Annotated in this window: 17 protein-coding genes and 1 pseudogene; 17 read left to right on the forward strand and 1 reads right to left on the reverse strand. The window is 35.7% G+C overall.

Annotated elements, in window-relative coordinates:
- From IGL49_RS12595 to IGL49_RS12605, 3 genes are all read left to right on the forward strand, one after another.
- The gene (locus tag IGL49_RS12595; protein WP_011255108.1) at nt 1–1,002 is read left to right on the forward strand and encodes a replication initiator protein A; all 1,002 of its coding nucleotides are present in this window, start codon (nt 1–3) and stop codon (nt 1,000–1,002) included.
- A 158-nt stretch (nt 1,003–1,160) separates the two neighbouring features.
- Complete coding sequence (gene traC, locus IGL49_RS12600) at nt 1,161–2,798, forward strand: peptide pheromone-binding protein TraC (RefSeq protein ID WP_002395064.1); 1,638 nt, start codon at nt 1,161–1,163, stop codon at nt 2,796–2,798.
- 10 nt (nt 2,799–2,808) lie between these two features.
- Entirely contained in the window at nt 2,809–3,963 is a 1,155-nt protein-coding gene (locus tag IGL49_RS12605) for a TraB/GumN family protein (RefSeq protein ID WP_002366016.1), read from the forward strand.
- A gap of 32 nt (nt 3,964–3,995) precedes the next feature.
- Here IGL49_RS12605 and prgX read toward each other — a convergent pair whose 3' ends face one another.
- A complete protein-coding gene (prgX, locus tag IGL49_RS12610) occupies nt 3,996–4,949 on the reverse strand; it encodes a transcriptional regulator PrgX (protein ID WP_002366018.1) in 954 nt (317 codons plus the stop codon).
- Nucleotides 4,950–5,710: 761 nt separating this feature from the next.
- Between prgX and IGL49_RS12615 the strand changes: the two genes are divergently transcribed.
- From IGL49_RS12615 to IGL49_RS12680, 14 genes and pseudogenes are all read left to right on the forward strand, one after another.
- Nucleotides 5,711–6,091 carry a hypothetical protein gene (locus tag IGL49_RS12615; RefSeq protein ID WP_002395063.1) on the forward strand — a complete coding sequence of 127 codons (381 nt, stop codon included), beginning with the start codon at nt 5,711–5,713 and terminating at the stop codon, nt 6,089–6,091.
- 50 nt (nt 6,092–6,141) lie between these two features.
- Nucleotides 6,142–6,363 (forward strand): hypothetical protein, encoded by a 222-nt coding sequence (locus IGL49_RS12620; RefSeq protein WP_002385566.1) that lies wholly within the window; start codon nt 6,142–6,144, stop codon nt 6,361–6,363.
- 301 nt (nt 6,364–6,664) lie between these two features.
- A pseudogene (locus tag IGL49_RS12625) lies at nt 6,665–6,970 on the forward strand (hypothetical protein).
- Between the two features lie 10 nt (nt 6,971–6,980).
- Nucleotides 6,981–9,656 (forward strand): surface exclusion protein SEA1/PrgA, encoded by a 2,676-nt coding sequence (gene sea1 / locus IGL49_RS12630; protein ID WP_011109619.1) that lies wholly within the window; start codon nt 6,981–6,983, stop codon nt 9,654–9,656.
- A gap of 192 nt (nt 9,657–9,848) precedes the next feature.
- On the forward strand, nt 9,849–13,766 hold the full coding sequence (prgB, locus tag IGL49_RS12635; RefSeq protein WP_002395058.1) for an LPXTG-anchored aggregation substance PrgB/Asc10: 3,918 nt from the start codon (nt 9,849–9,851) through the stop codon (nt 13,764–13,766).
- Between the two features lie 61 nt (nt 13,767–13,827).
- A complete protein-coding gene (prgU, locus tag IGL49_RS12640) occupies nt 13,828–14,184 on the forward strand; it encodes a pheromone response system RNA-binding regulator PrgU (RefSeq protein WP_002367672.1) in 357 nt (118 codons plus the stop codon).
- 27 nt (nt 14,185–14,211) lie between these two features.
- On the forward strand, nt 14,212–15,069 hold the full coding sequence (prgC, locus tag IGL49_RS12645; protein ID WP_002367914.1) for a pheromone response LPXTG-anchored adhesin PrgC: 858 nt from the start codon (nt 14,212–14,214) through the stop codon (nt 15,067–15,069).
- Between the two features lie 41 nt (nt 15,070–15,110).
- Complete coding sequence (locus tag IGL49_RS12650; RefSeq protein ID WP_002395057.1) at nt 15,111–16,010, forward strand: hypothetical protein; 900 nt, start codon at nt 15,111–15,113, stop codon at nt 16,008–16,010.
- 19 nt (nt 16,011–16,029) lie between these two features.
- A complete protein-coding gene (locus IGL49_RS12655) occupies nt 16,030–16,464 on the forward strand; it encodes a hypothetical protein (protein WP_002365857.1) in 435 nt (144 codons plus the stop codon).
- Nucleotides 16,465–16,510: 46 nt separating this feature from the next.
- Nucleotides 16,511–16,738, forward strand: a complete 228-nt coding sequence (locus tag IGL49_RS12660; RefSeq protein WP_002365858.1) for a hypothetical protein — start codon at nt 16,511–16,513, stop codon at nt 16,736–16,738.
- Between the two features lie 13 nt (nt 16,739–16,751).
- On the forward strand, nt 16,752–17,048 hold the full coding sequence (locus IGL49_RS12665) for a hypothetical protein (RefSeq protein ID WP_002387740.1): 297 nt from the start codon (nt 16,752–16,754) through the stop codon (nt 17,046–17,048).
- A 14-nt stretch (nt 17,049–17,062) separates the two neighbouring features.
- The gene (locus tag IGL49_RS12670; protein WP_002393746.1) at nt 17,063–17,863 is read left to right on the forward strand and encodes a type IV secretion system protein; all 801 of its coding nucleotides are present in this window, start codon (nt 17,063–17,065) and stop codon (nt 17,861–17,863) included.
- A 1-nt stretch (nt 17,864) separates the two neighbouring features.
- Nucleotides 17,865–18,218 carry a PrgI family mobile element protein gene (locus IGL49_RS12675; protein ID WP_002367919.1) on the forward strand — a complete coding sequence of 118 codons (354 nt, stop codon included), beginning with the start codon at nt 17,865–17,867 and terminating at the stop codon, nt 18,216–18,218.
- On the forward strand, nt 18,172–20,562 hold the full coding sequence (locus IGL49_RS12680; RefSeq protein ID WP_002386486.1) for a VirB4-like conjugal transfer ATPase, CD1110 family: 2,391 nt from the start codon (nt 18,172–18,174) through the stop codon (nt 20,560–20,562). The genes IGL49_RS12675 and IGL49_RS12680 overlap by 47 nt, the downstream gene beginning before the upstream one ends.
- The last annotated feature ends 1 nt before the right edge of the window (nt 20,563 follow it).

A 20,563-nucleotide genomic window follows, 5' to 3' on the forward strand; every position in this document is an offset into this window, starting at 1 on the left:
ATGGAAAATTTTCAATTTTATAAATCTAAAGAGATTTACAGAGAAAAATACTATCAAATGCCAAAAGTATTTTTCACAAATGAAATGTACAAATCTTTATCCAACGACGCAAAAATTGCATACATGCTTTTAAAAGATCGGTTTGATAATTCCGTTAAAAATAATTGGGTAGATAGTGAAGACAATATTTATTTTATCTACACAGTTGCTGAATTAATGACTCTGCTAAATTGCAGAGAAGGAAAAGTATCAAAAATAAAAAAAGAGCTTGAAGCAGTTAATCTTCTTAAACAAAAAAAAGGTAGAGTAAAGAAAATGAATGGAAAAATAGAAACTACACCTAACCTGCTATATCTCGGAAAACCTAACGTTACTTCAGAAGATGTTTTCAAAATCAATGAGGAACAAAACAATGTTAACCCTGTAATTGCGAAAATCGCAAATACAGAAAAAGTCAATGATATCAACGAAAATCCTGTAATTGCGAAAATCGCAAATACAGAAAAAGTCAATGATATCAACGAAAATCCTGTAATTGCGAAAATCGCAGACAATCTATTCTATACTTCTTATTTAGATACATTAGATACATTAGATACTAAAAAAGAAGCCCTGCAACAACAGTTATTGCTCGATCAATTTTCAGAAGTTCAAGAGAACACTTTCCTAAGCAAAGATAGCTTAAAATTTATTGCTGCCTTTTCCGATACTATTAAAGAAGCTCATGAAATGGTTGGAACAATTATACGTGCTAAAACTAAAGTTGAAAAAGAATACAATGTTGTTTTAATTGGGGAAGATTATCAAGAAGAAATAGACAAATGTTTGCGTCGTGTGATGCATAAAATTAAGACAGATTCTACTGTAAAAAGTCCAAAAGGCCTATTCTACAAGTCGTTTTATAATTTATTTGTTGAATGTGCGTTAGAAAAAGAAAATGTAAAAAATAGGGATAATTCTAAAGGTTCTGAAATCACTTTGCATAATTGGCTTGAAAAATAAGTAATTGATTCTTTTGTTTGGATAAATTTCATTCTGTGTTTTGTATCCCTTTTAAAGTTTATTTGATAAAATTGTAAATATAATAGCTATTAATTGGTTATTTTATTTGTATATCGCTAGAATTAGTTAGCAAATTTAACCTACGGAGGTTGATAAAAATGAAGAAGTACAAGAAGTTTTGTTTTTTAGGTATTGGGTTATTACCTTTGGTATTAGCTAGTTGTGGGACAAATACTGCCACAAAAGATTCACAAGATGCAACAGAAAAAAAAGTAGAACAGGTAGCGACTTTGACTGCAGGGACACCTGTCCAAAGTTTAGACCCAGCAACTGCTGTAGATCAAACGAGTATAACTTTATTAGCCAATGTGATGGAGGGGTTGTATCGATTAGATGAAAAAAATCAACCGCAACCAGCCATTGCAGCTGGTCAACCAAAAGTATCGAATAATGGCAAAACTTATACCATTGTGATTAGAGATGGCGCTAAGTGGTCTGATGGTACACAAATAACTGCTAGTGATTTTGTGGCCGCGTGGCAAAGAGTTGTAGATCCTAAAACAGTTTCTCCAAATGTGGAACTGTTTTCTGCTATAAAAAATGCCAAAGAAATTGCTTCAGGAAAACAAGCAAAAGATACTTTAGCAGTGAAAAGTATTGGTGAGAAAACATTAGAAATCGAATTAGTTGAACCAACACCTTATTTTACTGATCTGTTATCCTTAACCGCTTACTATCCAGTACAGCAGAAAGCAATTAAAGAGTATGGGAAAGACTATGGGGTTTCTCAAAAAGCAATTGTAACAAATGGAGCATTTAACTTAACAAACTTAGAGGGAGTAGGAACTTCTGATAAGTGGACGATTTCTAAAAATAAAGAGTACTGGGATCAAAAAGATGTTTCTATGGATAAAATTAATTTTCAAGTCGTCAAAGAAATTAATACAGGAATAAATTTGTATAATGATGGGCAATTAGATGAGGCGCCTTTAGCTGGTGAATATGCAAAACAATACAAGAAAGATAAAGAATATTCAACAACATTAATGGCTAATACAATGTTTTTAGAAATGAACCAAACTGGGGAAAATAAGCTTTTACAAAACAAAAATGTCCGAAAAGCGATTAACTATGCAATTGATCGGGAAAGTCTAGTTAAAAAATTACTAGATAATGGGTCCGTTGCTTCTGTTGGCGTAGTACCAAAAGAAATGGCCTTTAATCCGGTAAATAAAAAAGATTTTGCTAATGAAAAATTAGTTGAATTTAACAAAAAACAAGCAGAAGAGTATTGGGATAAGGCTAAAAAAGAAATTGATTTATCCAAAAATACTTCTTTAGATTTACTTGTAAGTGATGGAGAGTTTGAAAAAAAGGCAGGAGAATTTCTGCAAGGACAGTTGCAAGATAGCTTAGAAGGATTGAAGGTTACTGTGACGCCAATTCCTGCAAATGTCTTTATGGAACGCCTAACAAAAAAGGATTTTACTTTGAGCCTAAGTGGATGGCAAGCTGATTATGCAGACCCTATTAGCTTTTTAGCAAACTTTGAAACAAATAGTCCAATGAATCATGGTGGATATTCAAATAAAAATTATGATGAATTGCTAAAGGATTCTTCTTCTAAACGTTGGCAAGAATTGAAAAAAGCTGAAAAATTGTTGATCAATGATATGGGGGTCGTTCCAATTTTTCAAGTTGGAACAGCAAAATTAGAAAAAAGTAAAATAAAAAATGTTTTAATGCATTCAATAGGAGCAAAATATGACTACAAAAAAATGAGAATAGAGAAGTAATGGAGGGTATATGGAATTAGTTCGTCGCGTTTTTATAAAGGATAAGGAAATTATTTTAGTCGGGACTGCACATATTTCCAGTGAAAGTGCTGAATTAGTTAAAAATATAATCGAAGAAGAAAATCCAGATGTAGTTTGCCTTGAATGGGATCAAAGCCGATATGACAAGTACCTGAACCCTGATGAATGGTCGGATACAGATATTGTTCAAGTAATTAAACAAAAAAGACTAACTGTATTAATTTCTAGCGTTATTTACAAATTAATTCAAAAACATTTGGCTAAGATTAATGATTCTGTAGCTGGTGCTGAATTTTTTGAGGCTGTTAGTAGTGCAGAAAAAGTTGGTGCTAAAATAGCGTTAGTAGACAGAGACTCACAAGTAACTTTTAAACGATTTTGGCGCTTAATACCACTAAGAAAAAAAGCGTTACTTCCTTATGCTTTTGGTAGTGTTTTGGAAGGTGCGGAAGAATCTGAAGAAGAAATGCTAAAATTGTTGAATTCTGAGAATTTTGAGCCTATTTTTGAACAGCTACAAGAAGCATATCCAGAACTGTGGAAAGTTCTGTTAGTAGAACGAGATCAATATTTAGCTCAGAAAATTTCAGATCAGGAAGCTGGTAAAATCGTAGTTGTTATTGGGCAGGCGCATTTACGTGGTGTGGAGAAAAACTTAAAAAGTAATCAACAAATCAATATAAAAGAATTAGAAACTTTACCGCCAAAGCTTTGGTCAACTAAAGTTTTAGAGAGTATCATACCTTTGATTATCATAGGTTTGTTAATTTATTCCTTTTTCTTAGGTGTAGATGTAGGTAAAGACCAAATAATGAGATGGGGTATTTGGAACGGTGGTTTATCAGCACTATTTACTTTATTAGCGTTGGCTCACCCCTTAACAATTGTCACTTCCCTAGTGTTTGCCCCCCTTGCTACCTTGCTACCAATGGTGTCTGTAGGAGTGTTTTCTGCTATTGTAGAGGCTACTTTAAGGAAACCAAAAGTACGTGATTTTCAAACGATGGATGAAGATATAAAATCTTTGAAAAAGATATATAAAAACCGTGTTTTGAGAGTATTTTTAGTGTTCGTGTTAGCTAGTTTGGGAGGAATGATTGGTAATTTTGTTGGTGGCTTGGAAATGTTTAGGCACCTTATATAATAAAAAATAAAAGAGCAGTCATGAAAATATTTTCATGACTGCTCTTTTATTTCAGGAATAGGATTATTTTCTATTGCAACGTAATTTTCATAATACATGGTTACTTCTTTAGGGGGCGTAAATTTTTCTTTTGCAGATATTTTTGTAAGTTCCTCAACTAAAGATCTGTGAATATCTTCTTTTCCAATGATTTTAAAGATGTTGATAATATTTACCGCATTTAAATAAGAATCAATATTTTTGTCAGTTAAAAATTGATATATTTGTTTTAAATAGTTTATTTCTAAGTCGTAATATCCATTTATGCTAATATTTTTAATTGTTTTTAAGTGTTCAAATTGATTAATATAATACTGCGCTTCTTTTAGATTTCTATTCATAATTGATATTGTTAAAGCATTTTTTAGAACAGTCTGAATAGTTAAATCGTAATCTTTACCAAAGGAATCCACGATTGGATACATAGGCTTAATGATACTTGAAACTTCTTCATACGGTAAGACATTTAAAAGATTTGAAACAATTTCATAATCAATTCCAAAAAATGTTGTTCTTTTATCATATAAATGTTTTAAATCTGAAGTAATTGTTTTATTAAAAGTAGGAACTTCAATGTTATAATGATGTGCAATAGAAATATATCCAAGATAAATACTAAAGTACTGAAGACTAGTTAAGCGCTTTGGCTCAATCCTTTGAAAATTTTTGTCAAATAAGTCAGGGTTTGTAAATATTTTTGAAATAAGAAGTTTTTCTTTTCCTGTTTCATTTACGCTTTTTGTATTCATGCCAGCTCTATTTAAAATTTCAAAAAAATTTACACCTAAACGTTCTGAGAACTTGCTTAACTCTTCTACAGAAATCGGTCGAGAGTCAGCTTCAACTTTTATGTAAACAGATTTGGACATTATTCCAGAATATAAATCAATCTGATGGTAATTTAACTCTTGCCTTATTTGTTTCAGGACAGAACCTATCTTAAACATTTTCTTCCTCCTAATATGTAAAGTATCAAAAAGTAGACCTAAAATTCGATAAACTACAAAAATTTGTTAATATTTTAATTTTAGGTATTGAATACGACACTCGAAGATGTGTTTATTAAGCTATATCCCTTTTTTTTAAAAAAAAATACATATTTTAGTTGAAAATATAATACTTAGATGTTAAGATGTTTTTATAGGAGGGGTGTAAATGAAAACCACTCTAAAAAAACTATCAAGATATATAGCTGTTGTAATTGCAATAACCTTAATATTTATCTGATAGAAAAAATCATAGTAACAATTAAACAAATTAAGAACCGACTGCCATAGGACGGCAATCCTAGGGGGCAGTTAAACAATTCATGGTATGACATGAACTCTACTCGGTTCTCGTTTGTTGCAACATTAGTTACAACGTATAGTATAACAATTTTTTATGTAAAATTCTAGACTTTTTTAAACTCCTTTATTTGTCTAGGAAAAGTTTTTACAGTGAATTGTTTTTATTAGTTGTATAAATGTTGGAGCAGCGGGGAATGTATACAGTTCATGTATATGTTCCCCGCTTTTTTTGTTGTCTGTTAACTTGTTGAAAAAATAAAAAAACCAAGTAACAAGCACGCTCATTTTCTAAAAATGACCCGCTTGTGGAATAATTCAATGCTTTCACGCATTGTTTGTACTGGAACTACTCGTAAGAGCCGTGCAAACAACGTGTTGCATGGCTCTTTTTCTACTTGGTTCAGAAAGTAGGTGAATCAATGATTGAACTGAAAGCAACTGATTTGCAACGTATTACGTGTCAATTGACCTTGTTTAATCGACAAAGATTTAAATTATACAACGGCACAACAGAACGCATTGTATATGATTTTTCAGGAAGAAATCTGTTGATCAATCCTGTGAGTTTTGAAACGGAACAAGACATGGAACGTTTATTCAGACAAGTAAAACTGATTTATTTTGATGGAAAAGTGGTCGGTTATCGTGGCTGCTCGGAACTTCCGTTAAAACTTGAATGTAGAACGTTCAAAAAAATGGTTAAACGACAAAAGATGTTACTTAATGCACCATTCAACTATAAGGTTTTTGAAGAAAATGAATTTAGGGAATGGTGTGAAAAAATGAGAAGCTATAAGTAGTGAATTTGTTTTTTTATACTTGGTCTTTTTGTTTGTTAGTTTTAACTAACATGCGCAATTTACCAATAGCTAGGTTAGCTATCGAAAAAGGATGCAGAAAAGCACACGGACACGAAGGTGCAAACTGGCTACACGTCAACTTTTTTGCAAAATTTGGGAGATCCTTAAAAAATGAATACTACAGGACTTATCTAGTCAATCAGCGTGTCTTTAAAGGGCTAGGTAAGGATAAACTACCTAAAGAGTACGGTCAGAACAAAGGCGGTACGTGATTATGGGTGTGACACAGTAACTAAAAAGATTTCGTGCGATGATCTTTTGTTTTAAAGGGAGCCAGATACTTTTTTAGAGTTTGGGGTTGCTACCGCTACAAACCCTGCGATCAGTAAAATCTGTAGAAAAATTGCTAAAAAGCTAGCAAACAAAAGGATCAAGTAAAACGAGGATATTTACCATAAAACCAATAGGAGGAAAGTGAACATGAAGACATAGGAGTGTTTTTCTAAGGGTTCCAAGGATAGTATTTTTTTAATAATGAAGGCTTTGTTACTATTAATTTGAGGTGAGAGGGGTATGACAAAAAAAGAGCAAAGTATTTGGCGTAAAGAGATGTTGGCATTGATGAATGAAGACGCAGACTGGTATAGGAATGAAGATACCGAGCGTTTTAAACGAATACAAGAACTTGCAAAAAAGATAGAAACAGCAAGCACCAGACAATTTTCTTCTCATATTAGCAAGGAAAGATTTGAAGCCTATTAAAGAATGGGCTTACAGTTTAAAGAGATAGCGGAAGAGTTCCATATAACAACTACAGCGTTACAACAATGGCATAAAGACAATGGGTATCCCATTTACAACAAAAATAATCGGAAGTGAGGAAAATAAAATGAAAAAGATTGCAAGTACAGGGTTAAGTATTTTAGTCGCAACAGGGGTAGCAGGTATTGGGGGAAATGAAGTACAGGCAGCAGAACAAGCGCAACCAAAAACACCTGAAAACAGTTCTACAGAACAACCAACAGTGAAAGCTACACAAACAACGGAGCAAGCTATTACTGAAAAACAGCAACAAGTAACAGAGAAACAAGCAATTGTCGATCAAAAACAACAAGTCGCTGACACTGCGAAAAAAGAAAAAGACGCCATTGATCAATCTGTTAAAGACCAACAAGCAGTGGTCGATCAAAACAAAGACGCATTGGATCAAAGTCAACAAGCAGTGACTGACCAACAAGCAGTTGTAGACGAAGCTAAAAAAGTCGTGGATGAAGCAACACCTTCAGCCATTGAAAAAGCTAAAGAGCAAGTGGCTACGGATACACAGGCTGTTGATGAACAACAAAAAGTAGTGGATCAAGCTCAAACAGACGTTAACCAACAACAAGCTGTTGTCGATGAAAAAGCAAAAGAAACGAATGCTGCTAAAGTGCAAAATGAAAAAGATCAACAAGCAGTAACAGCTGCAAAACAAGAACAAGCCAAGCTTGAAGAATTAGCGAAAAATGCGGAAGCGGAAAAAGTAAAGGCAGAAAAAGAACAAGCAGCAAAAGAAGCTGAACTGGCTAACAAACAGAAAGAAGAAGCAAAAGCTAAAGATCAAAAGACGAAGGACGATCAAGCAGTTGCAGACCAACAAACCGTTGTGACAACTAGTCAAGAGAAAGTAACAGACGCAAAAGCAGATACAGCTGCGAAACAGGCAGATTTAACTGCGAAAGAAAATGCTTTGAAAGACAAGCAAGCAGCAACAAAGCAAGCGCAAAATACTTTAGATAACTCAAAAGAAGAGTTGAAAGGGCATAAAGGGATTAACTTGCCACCTAAGTTTAGTGCAGATTACGATACAAAATTAAGTGCTGAAGAAATAGCTACTCTTGAAAAAACGGCACTAGAAATGAACAAGAATTTTCCAACGAGCAAAGAAGATGAAAAAAATAAAGACGTGATGTGGGATATTCAACATTTAAGTGCAGATCAGAAAAAAGAATTAAGTGTATACACAACAGAATTATTAAATGATGTGCGAAAAAAATTGGGTCTTTCTCAATTAAGTGTATCGGACCAATCAATCAAATTTGCTTGGGATATTGCGAAATATTCTGATACCGGAGAATACATGCATGATGTGATAGCCATTAATAAAGCAGCTAAGGAAAATGGCTTTAAAGAATATCCTGGAATGAATTACTATGAAAACCTAGGTGGGGGGTATTACGAAACTGAAAATGGTAAAGTTTCTAAATATACTCTCCAAGAAAGTATCCGCAAAATGCTTGTCAATATGTTGTTTGATGATGGCCGCTTAGGTTATAGCCATTTACATTCTTTATTACAAGACGGAAAAACAGCATTAGGCGTTTCACTATCTGGTGAAAAAAATTCTATTTCTCCTAAGATTCATATTATTTCTTATGGTAAAGAAAAACTGGAGGATAGTAGTCAATACCAAAACGGCGAAGTGGCAAGCATGAAATCTAAAGAAGAATTACAACAAGAGATAGCTAGCAACCAAGAAAAATTAGCTACCGCACAACAAGCAGAATCAGACGCACAACAAGCAAGAAGTGCAAGTCAGCAAGCCTTAAATACAGCCAAAACAACACAAGCAACAGCAGAAAAAGAACTATCTGTTCATAAAGCGACATTGGCTAATCTTCAAGCAGTTGCGACTAAAAGTACGACAAACTATGAAGAAAAAGTACGACAAACTGCAACGGCAGAAAAAAGCCTTCAACAAACAAAAGATCAATTGGCAACAATCAATGAGTTAATTCAGAATCGAGCTGCTGTTTTAGAAAAAGCGAAAACAAACGTTGCGGAAGCACAAGCGATTGAACAAACGTCTGCTAAAGTGCTGAAAGAAAAACAAGAAGCACAAAAAGCAGAAGAAAACACATTGAATAGCTTGAAGGAAGTATTGGATTTAGCAAAAGAAAACTTAAATCAAAAACAAGTAGCGCTTAAAACAAGTACACGTTCATTGTCTCGTTTAGAAAATGCTCAACCAACATACGAAAAAGCATTAAACGAGTTAAACAAAGCAGAAGCGGCAGTGGTTCAAGCACAAGAAGCCTATGAAAATTCTATGAAATCATTGGAGGAACTTAAAGAACAACAAGCCGTTGCTACACTTGCTTATGCACAAGCACAAGAAGACCTTTCTAATGCGAAGTTAGAGCTACAGCAGTACCAAGGTGTATTAAGAGACTTAGAGGCACAACAAGCCGAACAGCGCCGACAAGAAGCGTTGCAAGAGCAAGTAGCAAAAGAGCAACAACGCCTTGAACGAGAAGCAAAACAAAACCAAACGTTAGTAGCAAGTGCTACTTCAGCAGACAAAACACCTGGTCTCCAACAGTTATCTTTTTCTAAACAAAAAGAACAACCAAAAGCACAAGCATTAACACATTCAGAACCTCGTAAGACGAAACAAGTAGCAAAAGCACCAGAATCCTTACCACAAACGGGAGAACAACAAAGTATTTGGTTGACTATTATTGGATTATTGATGGCAGCAGGTACGATCAATTTCAAGAACAAAAAACGTAAAAAAAATAGTTAATAATTGTTTGATATAGCAAAACAAAGATATATATCGTGTTTTATAAGAATATAAAATAACTAAGAGAATCGAAGATACTTTCGGTTCTCTTTTTTTAGTAAGGAGGGAAATGACAATGAAAAAGCAACGAGCGCCTTGTGTTGCGTGAGTTATTTTACAAACAAAAAAATAAAAAATCGAGGAGAATGATACATGAATCAACAGACTGAAGTAAAAAAACGTTTTAAAATGTATAAGGCAAAGAAGCATTGGATCGTAGCTCCTATTCTTTTTCTAGGCGTGTTAGGAGTTGTAGGATTAGCTACTGATAATGTACAAGCAGCGGAATTAGATACGCAACCAGGATCAACGACAGTGCACCCCGATAACCCCGATCCGCAGTTAGGTAGTGCAACGCCTAATACGGCAGTATCTGAAGAATCTGCAGTACAAAAAGACACTACTTCTCAACCGACCAAAGCAGAAGAAGTAGCGTCTGAAAAAAATGGAGCTGAACAGAGTTCAGCTACCCCAAATGATACCACAAACGTCCAACAACCAACAGTAGGAGCTGAAAAATCAGCACAAGAACAACCAGTAGTAAGCCCTGAAACAACCAATGAACCTCTAGGGCAGCCAACAGAAGTTGCACCAGCTGAAAATGAAGCGAATAAATCAACGTCCATTCTTAAAGAATTTGAAACACCAGACGTTGATAAAGCAGTTGATGAAGCAAAAAAAGATCCAAACATTACCGTTGTTGAAAAACCAGCAGAAGACTTAGGCAACGTTTCTTCTAAAGATTTAGCTGCAAAAGAAAAAGAAGTAGACCAACTACAAAAAGAACAAGCGAAAAAGATTGCCCAACAAGCAGCTGAATTAAAAGCCAAAAATGAAAAAATTGCCAAAGAAAATGCAGAAATTGCGGCAAAAAACAAAGCGGAAAAAGAGCGCTACGAGAAAGAAGTCGCGGAATACAACAAGCATAAGAACGAAAACAGCTATGTCAATGAAGCGATTAGTAAAAACCTAGTGTTCGATCAATCTGTCGTGACGAAAGACACTAAAATTTCGTCGATTAAAGGCGGAAAATTTATCAAAGCAACTGATTTTAATAAAGTAAATGCAGGGGATTCAAAAGATATCTTTACAAAATTACGGAAAGATATGGGTGGGAAAGCTACTGGCAACTTCCAGAATTCCTTTGTAAAAGAGGCAAATCTTGGGTCTAATGGTGGGTATGCGGTTCTTTTAGAAAAAAATAAACCAGTGACAGTGACCTATACAGGACTAAACGCTAGTTATTTAGGACGTAAAATTACAAAAGCAGAATTTGTTTATGAACTACAATCCTCACCAAGCCAAAGTGGAACGTTAAATGCAGTATTTTCAAACGATCCGATTATCACAGCTTTTATTGGTACAAACAGAGTCAATGGTAAGGATGTTAAAACACGCTTAACGATTAAGTTCTTTGATGCGTCAGGTAAAGAAGTACTACCAGATAAAGATAGTCCATTTGCGTATGCGCTGTCTTCTTTAAATTCAAGTTTAACGAATAAAGGTGGCCATGCGGAATTTGTTTCTGATTTTGGGGCCAACAATGCGTTCAAATACATTAATGGCTCATATGTGAAAAAACAAGCGGATGGAAAATTTTACTCACCGGAAGATATTGACTATGGCACAGGACCTTCTGGATTGAAAAATAGTGATTGGGACGCTGTAGGGCACAAGAATGCGTACTTTGGTTCAGGTGTAGGTCTAGCTAATGGACGTATTTCCTTTTCTTTTGGTATGACAACAAAAGGAAAAAGTAATGTGCCTGTATCTAGTGCGCAATGGTTTGCCTTTAGCACTAACTTAAATGCGCAATCAGTGAAGCCTATTTTCAATTATGGGAATCCAAAAGAACCAGAAAAAGCAACGATTGAATTTAATGGATACAAAGCCAATGTCGTTCCTGTTCTTGTTCCGAACAAAGAAGTCACTGATGGTCAGAAAAATATCAATGATTTAAATGTGAAACGTGGCGACTCTTTACAATACATTGTGACAGGGGATACAACAGAACTTGCTAAAGTAGATCCAAAAACAGTAACAAAACAAGGGATTCGAGATACATTTGATGCAGAAAAAGTGACGATTGATTTATCCAAAGTGAAAGTTTATCAAGCAGACGCAAGTCTGAACGAAAAAGACTTAAAAGCAGTTGCTGCAGCGATTAATTCAGGAAAAGCGAAAGACGTGACTGCTTCTTATGACCTCAATTTAGATCAAAACACCGTCACAGCAATGATGAAAACCAACGCGGACGGCTCTGTTGTTTTAGCAATGGGGTATAAATATTTACTTGTCTTGCCGTTTGTAGTGAAAAATGTAGAAGGCGATTTTGAAAATACAGCTGTTCAGCTGACAAATGATGGGGAAACGGTAACAAACACAGTTATCAATCATGTGCCAAGTAGCAACCCTTCCAAAGACGTAAAAGCAGATAAAAACGGTACAGTTGGCAGTGTCTCTCTACATGATAAAGATATTCCGTTACAAACAAAAATTTATTATGAAGTGAAATCTTCCGAACGTCCAGCCAACTATGGCGGAATCACAGAAGAATGGGGCATGAATGATGTGTTGGACACGACCCATGATCGTTTCACAGGGAAATGGCACGCTATTACGAATTATGACCTTAAAGTAGGGGACAAAACGCTAAAAGCAGGAACAGATATTTCTGCCTACATTCTTTTAGAAAATAAAGACAATAAAGACTTGACGTTTACGATGAATCAAGCATTATTGGCCGCCTTAAATGAAGGAAGCAATAAAGTAGGCAAACAAGCTTGGTCTGTGTATCTGGAAGTCGAACGGATTAAAACAGGTGACGTAGAAAACACGCAAACAGAAAACTACAACAAAGAGCTTGTTCGTTCTAATACGGTGGTGACGCATACACCTGATGATCCAAAACCAACCAAAGCCGTTCATAACAAGAAAGGGGAAGACATTAATCATGGAAAAGTGGCTCGTGGTGATGTTCTTTCTTATGAAATGACTTGGGACTTAAAAGGGTACGATAAAGACTTTGCCTTTGATACAGTCGATCTTGCGACAGGCGTTTCTTTCTTCGATGATTACGATGAAACGAAAGTGACACCAATTAAAGACTTACTTCGTGTCAAAGATTCTAAAGGGGTAGACATTACGAACCAGTTCACGATCTCATGGGACGATGCCAAAGGCACGGTGACGATTTCTGCCAAAGACCCACAAGCCTTTATTCTAGCGTATGGTGGGCAAGAATTGCGTGTAACACTCCCTACAAAAGTCAAAGCTGATGTTTCTGGGGATGTTTATAATTCAGCGGAACAAAATACATTTGGCCAACGAATTAAAACCAATACTGTTGTCAACCATATTCCAAAAGTGAATCCTAAAAAGGATGTGGTCATTAAAGTTGGTGACAAACAAAGTCAAAATGGTGCCACAATCAAATTAGGGGAGAAGTTCTTCTATGAATTTACAAGTAGTGACATTCCTGCAGAATACGCTGGAGTTGTGGAAGAATGGTCGATTAGCGATAAACTAGACGTCAAACATGACAAATTTAGTGGACAATGGTCTGTGTTTGCCAATTCTAATTTTGTTTTAGCAGATGGAACCAAAGTGAATAAAGGGGACGACATTTCGAAACTATTCACGATGACCTTTGACAAAGGGGTAGTGAAAATCACGGCCAGTCAAGCCTTTTTGGATGCGATGAATCTAAAAGAAAACAAAAACGTTGCACACTCATGGAAAGCGTTCATTGGTGTAGAACGAATTGCGGCAGGAGACGTTTACAACACAATCGAAGAATCTTTCAACAATGAGAAGATTAAAACGAATACGGTAGTGACACATACGCCAGAAAAACCACAAACACCACCAGAAAAAACAGTGATTGTACCACCAACACCAAAAACACCGCAAGCACCAGTAGAGCCATTAGTGGTAGAAAAGGCAAGTGTAGTGCCAGAATTGCCGAAAACAGGCGAAAAACAAAATGTCTTATTAACGGTAGTTGGTAGTTTAGCCGCAATGCTTGGCTTAGCAGGCTTAGGCTTTAAACGTAGAAAAGAAACAAAATAATTGAAGACGAAAAGAAGGACGAATTGCTTGTCCTTCTTTTTTTAGTTATGGAGGGGAAAAATTGGAAGCAGTAGTAGCAGAAAGAGAGGCAAAGGGGATGAAAGAAATTGCCATCCAAGAAAAAGATTTGACCTTACAGTGGAGAGGAAACACAGGTAAGTTAGTTAAAGTTCGATTAAAGAATACACGTGCAATGGAAATGTGGTACAACAAACAAATTACCGAAGAAAACATTCAAGAGATCACCACGTTGAATATCATTAAAAACGGAAAATCTCTGGCATTAGAAGTATATCCAGAAAAAAGTATCTATGTGAAACCAAATTTAGGCAGAATCAATGTGCCTGTCTTTTTTATCAAAACACCTATTAATAGAGGGATTTTTGAAGAGATCTTCGGCGAAACTTTAAAATCATAAATAAAAAATTATTTGGAGGAAATTACAATGAAAAAAATTATTTTATCAAGCTTGTTTAGTGCAGTACTAGTATTCGGTGGCGGAAGTATAACAGCATTCGCTGACGATTTAGGACCAACAGATCCAGCAACTCCACCAATTACCGAACCAACTGATTCTAGTGAACCTACGAATCCTACTGAGCCGGTGGATCCTGCAGAACCGCCAGTAATACCAACTGATCCAACAGAACCAAGCAAGCCAACCGAGCCTACAACACCGAGTGAGCCAGAAAAGCCAACAGAACCAACAACGCCAATTGATCCTGGAACGCCGGTTGAACCGACTGAACCAAGCGAGCCAACAGAACCTAGTCAACCAACCGAGCCTACAACACCAAGCGAACCAGAAAAACCTGTTACTCCAGAACCACCGAAAGAACCAACTCAACCAGTGATTCCAGAAAAACCAGCAGAACCAGAAACACCAAAAACTCCTGAACAGCCCACTAAACCAATAGACGTAGTCGTTACACCTAGTGGAGAAATTGATAAAACGAATCAATCGGCAGGAACACAACCAAGTATTCCTATTGAAACAAGCAACTTAGCGGAGGTAACACATGTACCAAGTGAAACTACTCCAATTACAACAGAAGCTGGGGAAGAAATTGTAGCAGTAGATAAAGGTGTTCCGTTAACCAAAACACCAGAAGGATTAAAACCAATTAGCAGCTCGTATAAGGTTTTACCTAGCGGAAACGTTGAGGTAAAAGCAAGTGATGGAAAAATGAAAGTATTGCCACATACAGGAGAGAAATTCACACTCCTTTTCTCTGTATTGGGAAGCTTCTTTGTATTAATTTCAGGATTCTTTTTCTTTAAAAAGAATAAGAAAAAAGCTTAATCAGAAAGAGTAATTTCGATAAATTTCTGTGAGGAAAGGAGGTGCTTTGCTTGTTTATTTTATTTACTACAAAGCAAAGTCATGTATTACTAAATGAATTAGGGTTTAATAGAAAAATTGACCTGGTACAAGGTATTGAACAGTTAACAAAAATCAATGCGGATTTAAAAAAATCGACGGATCGAATTCTAATTACGTATGAGATTTATTACAACGTGACAGACGAGAAAGCTTTTGTAAGAGAAACAATGACTTTGCCGGTAGTTGAGGAAACTGTCCTCCAAAACATGGTACAGACTGTAGAAACCAATGAAGAAGTAAGACAAGAAGATTTAGAAGCGTTTCTTTACCTGTTCAAAAGAAATGTGAGTAATAAGTCGAAGAGAATAGGCCGTTCAACAGGTTCTTTAAAAAAGAAAGCAGAAAAGCAACAAAAATCAACTGTGTTTACAACAATTTCTCGCTATAGCTATTTCTCAGTGGCTTTACTTATATTTTTAGCAGTAGGTGTTTTTACAGGTGCGTCATTTGGTTCTCAAAGTAAACCAACGAGCCAAAATGATTCTAAGTTAGAGGAACGATTAACACATTTACAAGAACAAGTGTATGAGCAACCACAAGTTGATGTTGTTGCTCGGTTTTTCTTATCCAGTCTGTACTCTGGTGAAGAGAGTGACAAAGCCACGCAAAAGCAAGTTAAAAAGTATGTTTCTGAAGGTGTACTCAAAGAGATTAAGGGGTCTAAAGAACAAATAAGAACGTTATTTCTTTGGGAATCAAAAAAAGAAGGCAACCAATGGCTCCTTACGTACGTTGTTACCTTGAAAGTGGCTAAAGAAGAAACTGAAATTCGTCAAATGAAAGTAGCTATGGAAAAGAAAAACAATAATTATCAAGTAACAGAACTTCCAGAAGAAAAAGAATTTACTATTAATGAATAATAATTGAGGAGGCAATTCTATGAAATATGAACGTCCATTAAAAAGAGAGTCACAAATCAAGGAGTTTGAGTTAGGCACGCACGCGGCAGTAATTGAAAAAGTTCAAAAGAAACGGTCTCAAAAAGGGAATGATATGTTTTTACTCTCTCTTTTGGGAAAAAGTAACGAAAAAGGGGTTTATTTTCTTACCTTCGGGAATGATTATACTGAAGATAATTTACGCTATATTTTAGCCAGTATCCAAGACAACGGTGTAGAGATTCCAGACGTTGACTTTGGCTATAATCGAGAAACTTTTGAATTTCTGAAAGGTAAAGATGTCTATATTCAGGTTGAAGAACAAGAGTATAAAGGGAAAGTTAAACATGCGGTAACAAATTTTTTAACTCAGGATGAATTTGAAGAAAGCGAAGAAATGGAGTTTTCAGAAAGCAATACTGAAGAAGATTGGTAAAATAAGCCATTTCTTAGAATATAAAAACTGAAGGAGAGACAAAACTATGGATATAGTCACAAAAATTATTACACTAATTGGAGGAATCATTGGACTTGTTTCAGCAGTTAGTATTATGTTTGGCGTGAAAGAAATTCGTTCAGGTATGTCGAATGATGATCCACGTACGCTTGATAAAGGAATAGAAAAAGTAGTTGTTGGTGGGGCTGTTATTTTAGCAATTGGTGGGGTAGTCGCCTATGTTATTACACAGGTAGGAGCTATTCGTTTTTAAAAGGAGGAAAAAAATGAAGCTATTAGTAGAAATGATAGTCAACGGTCAAACTGAATGGGAAGTTGTAGAAGAAGAAAATGCGCCACAGGCAATTATTCAGAGTCGAGGAGGCTTTTCATTTGATGAGAATGGAGAGCTCATTGTCAATGATGATGAAATAAGTTATACAGGCGTGTTTGAGGTTTGCGAGACTAACTTATTGGATTTCACTGTTAAGGAAGCAGAAATCCATAGATTTTATCACAAAAAATTAGAAAAGCTAGGGATAGATCCTCTAACGTTTGAAAACTCGCAAGAAATAGCTAACTGAGCGGAGGGGAAGCAATGAGAAATCCAAAAGGAACGACCGATCAGCTATTTAAAAGTTTAGCTGAATACAATCCAACAACGAATGAAGCCATGTCTAAAATAGCGAAAGTCCTAGTCCCTTTAGGAATCGCTATTTTAGGCATTCTTTTTATGATTGAATTGGCGAATACCCAAAAGAAATTTCAATCAGAAGACGGTGGTTTGACAATCGAGCTATTAACTAACATTGCATTGAAGTATGTAATCGCGTACGTCTGTATTATGGGTTCTGGCTACATTATTGATGGCATTGTTTGGTTTACAATTCAAGCAGCCAAATGGATTAATTCCATTGTAACAGCGACAGGAACAAGTGAAGCGATCCCACAAATGGAAAAAGTTTCTTGGTGGGCAAAACCAATTGTATTTTTCTTTCAAATATTTGCATATATTGCGTTAGTATTATCCAGTATTATTGCAAATATTCTTATTTTCTTACGAGGGATACAATTGTATATGATTAAAGCTCTTGCACCGTTGTTTGTGGCGTTTTTTGTTCATGATGAATTACGTTCGATTGCCATGGGGTACATGAAACAAATCATGGCCTATGCGCTTCAAGGCGTTCTGTTGGTTCTATTACTTGGGTTAATTCCGATATTAACAGCAAACGATTATCTATCCTTTGAATCTCTTGAAGGTGGCATTTTGGCAGGTGCTGGAGCGATCATCATTAATGTTATGACGTACTTTAATTTAATTTTAAAATATGTGGCAGTGATTATTCTTCTGGTTGGTTCACAAGGATTTGCCAAACGATTAGTAGGAGCGATGTAAAATGGCGATTAGTTCAGAATTCTATAAAGATTTGTCAAAAGTAGAGAAAAAAATCTGGGGAATTACAGTCAGAGAATTTAAAGCGTATGTTTGCTTTGTTTTTATAGGGATACTTCTTCTGTTAGAAGTATTTTTTTTGCCGGATCTTTTATTTATGGTTTGTGCGTTAGTCACCTCGTTTGCGTTAGGATGGTATCCCGTTTTATTAATGATGAATAAGTGGAAAGAAGTAAAAAGAGCTTTTTACTTACGCTTTTATTATGAGGAGCGAACCTTTCAGGCTGGAAAAATAAGGAGGTATCAAAAGGATGAATTTGTTCAAAAAGAAACAATCAAAGAAACAGACGTTATCTAGTAACGTTGAAAAAGTAGATAAAAAAGTAAAAAAACGTGTACAGCAACAAGCAAATCCTACCGTACAAGATAGTATCTTTTATACGAGTCAGTTTGAAGAAGGGCTCATGCACATTGTAGAGGATGAGTTTTCTAAGTGCTATAAACTTGGAGAAGTGGACTACGAAATTGCTGTAGAAGAAGATCAATTAAACACGGTAATGGGGTATGCAGAAGGGTTAAATACACTAGATAAAAACTCTCGGTATCAGCTGCTGGTTGTTAATAAAAGAGAAGAAGAGTCGTTGATGGAAGACGTTTTATTGGCGTATCAGGGAGATCACTTAGATAACTACCGTCAAGAAATCAATGAAATTATTACGAAGCAGTATGAACAAGACGAGCGAAACTTTAAGATTGAAAAATATGCTATTTTCACCACAAAAAGTTCGTCCATGAAACAAGCTAACAAAGAGTTAGAAGGAATCATGCAGAACTTTGCTAATCGTTTTGAAGCCAACCAAATTAAATTAGAGGTAACCCCAATGACTGGCTTAGAGCGATTGTCTTTGTTCAGCTATTTTTTGCGCCACGGACAATATTTCGGCACAAGCTATCAAGATATTGCCGTATCAGGGCTAACGTCTAAAGCGTTTATTGTTCCAAGTAAAATCAAGTTTCCAAACAATAAAGCTTATTTTCGGTTAGGAGAAAACTACGCAGCTGTTTTAACCATTCAACAATACCCAAAATACCTAGAAGATAAGTTAATCAAAGAATTATGCGCTACAGGAAGAGAGCTAGCGATTAGCATTCATGCCAGACCTTATGACATGATGGAAGCCAGAAAGGCAATACAGGGAACCAAGACATTAAATGATGTTGCCATTCAAAAGCAACAGAAGCAAAACTTCAGAAGTGGTGTTTCAGAGGATGCGATTTCAGGAGAAGCAAAGGAAATCCAAGAAACAACGAATGCGTTAATGGATGAAATAAAAAATAATGGCCAAAAGTTATTTAATGGCCTATTTTCAGTTTTCTTAATTGCAGAAACAGAAAAGGAACTTTTAGAAGCTGTTGAATCGGTGAAAAACGTAGGAGCAACCTGGCAAGTTGTGTTTGATACAGTAGACAATTACAAAGAAGAAGCACTCAATACAATCTTACCGATTGGAAAACCTTACTTAGACGTTGAAATGAGTTATATGCGTGATCTAACAACAACAAATATTGCTACACAAGTACCTTTTACCAATGTGGAATTACAAAGCCCAACAGGTCAGTTTTATGGCCGGAATCAGTTGACGAAGAACATGATTACTATTGACCGAAAAAAAGATTTAATTACACCAAGTGGGCTTATTTTCGGAACGTCTGGTTCTGGTAAAGGAATGGCGACCAAATGGGAAATTCTTTCAACGCGTTTAAAATTTCCGAAGGACCGCTTTTTAATTGTTGATCCAGAAAGTGAATACTTACCGATTGGGAAAGAATTGGATGCAGAAATACTCGATATCTCAACTGGTACAAAAAACCACTTGAATATTTTAGGAATGGTAGACAAGCAGTTATTGGATGAAGAGGACCAGGAACTTGATTTAGTTAAAGAAAAATCTAATTTGTTATCCACTATGTTTGAATCGCTACTAAAAAGCTATACGGACGTGGATGCGGGACTTGTTGACCGTGTGACGTTGTTGACGTATGAACGCTTTGAAAACAAAGAGACAGAGCCAACATTAGTCGATTGGTTTAGAATCTTAAAAGAACAAACGGATGAAGGTGCCAAAGAATTAGCGAATAAAGTGGAAACCTATTGTGTGGGTTCACAAGATATCTTTGCGCACCAAACGAATATCGACTTAACGGCACCCTTTATTGTCTTTAATACAAAAAAATTAGATGATCGCTTGAAAAAGTTTGCCATGAAAGTGATTTTAGATCAGTTGTGGAAACAAGTAGTATCCGGACAAGGAAAAGTAACGTCACGTTTGTATTTTGATGAATTACAAGTCAATTTCACAACGGAAGAAGAAGCAGAGTGGTTCTTAAATTTATGGGCGCGTATTCGTAAGTATGGCGCCGTGACAACAGGTATCACGCAAAACCCTACGACGTTATTAGACAGTAAAGCGGGGCAAAAAATGATTGCCAATAGTGAATTTTTGATTTTATTACGGCAAAAACCAATTGATTCACAACGATTAGTAGAAATTTTAAGTCTGACACCTGCATTGAAGAAGTATATCAATGATCGAGCCCCACAAGGAACGGGGCTAATTTCTGCAGGTGGGGTAGTTGTTCCGTTTGAAAATCCTATTCCAAAAGAAACACATCTATTTGAAATTATGAACACCGACGCTTAGG

It is taken from the genome of Enterococcus sp. DIV1337a (assembly GCF_051712285.1).
Classification (GTDB): domain Bacteria; phylum Bacillota; class Bacilli; order Lactobacillales; family Enterococcaceae; genus Enterococcus; species Enterococcus faecalis.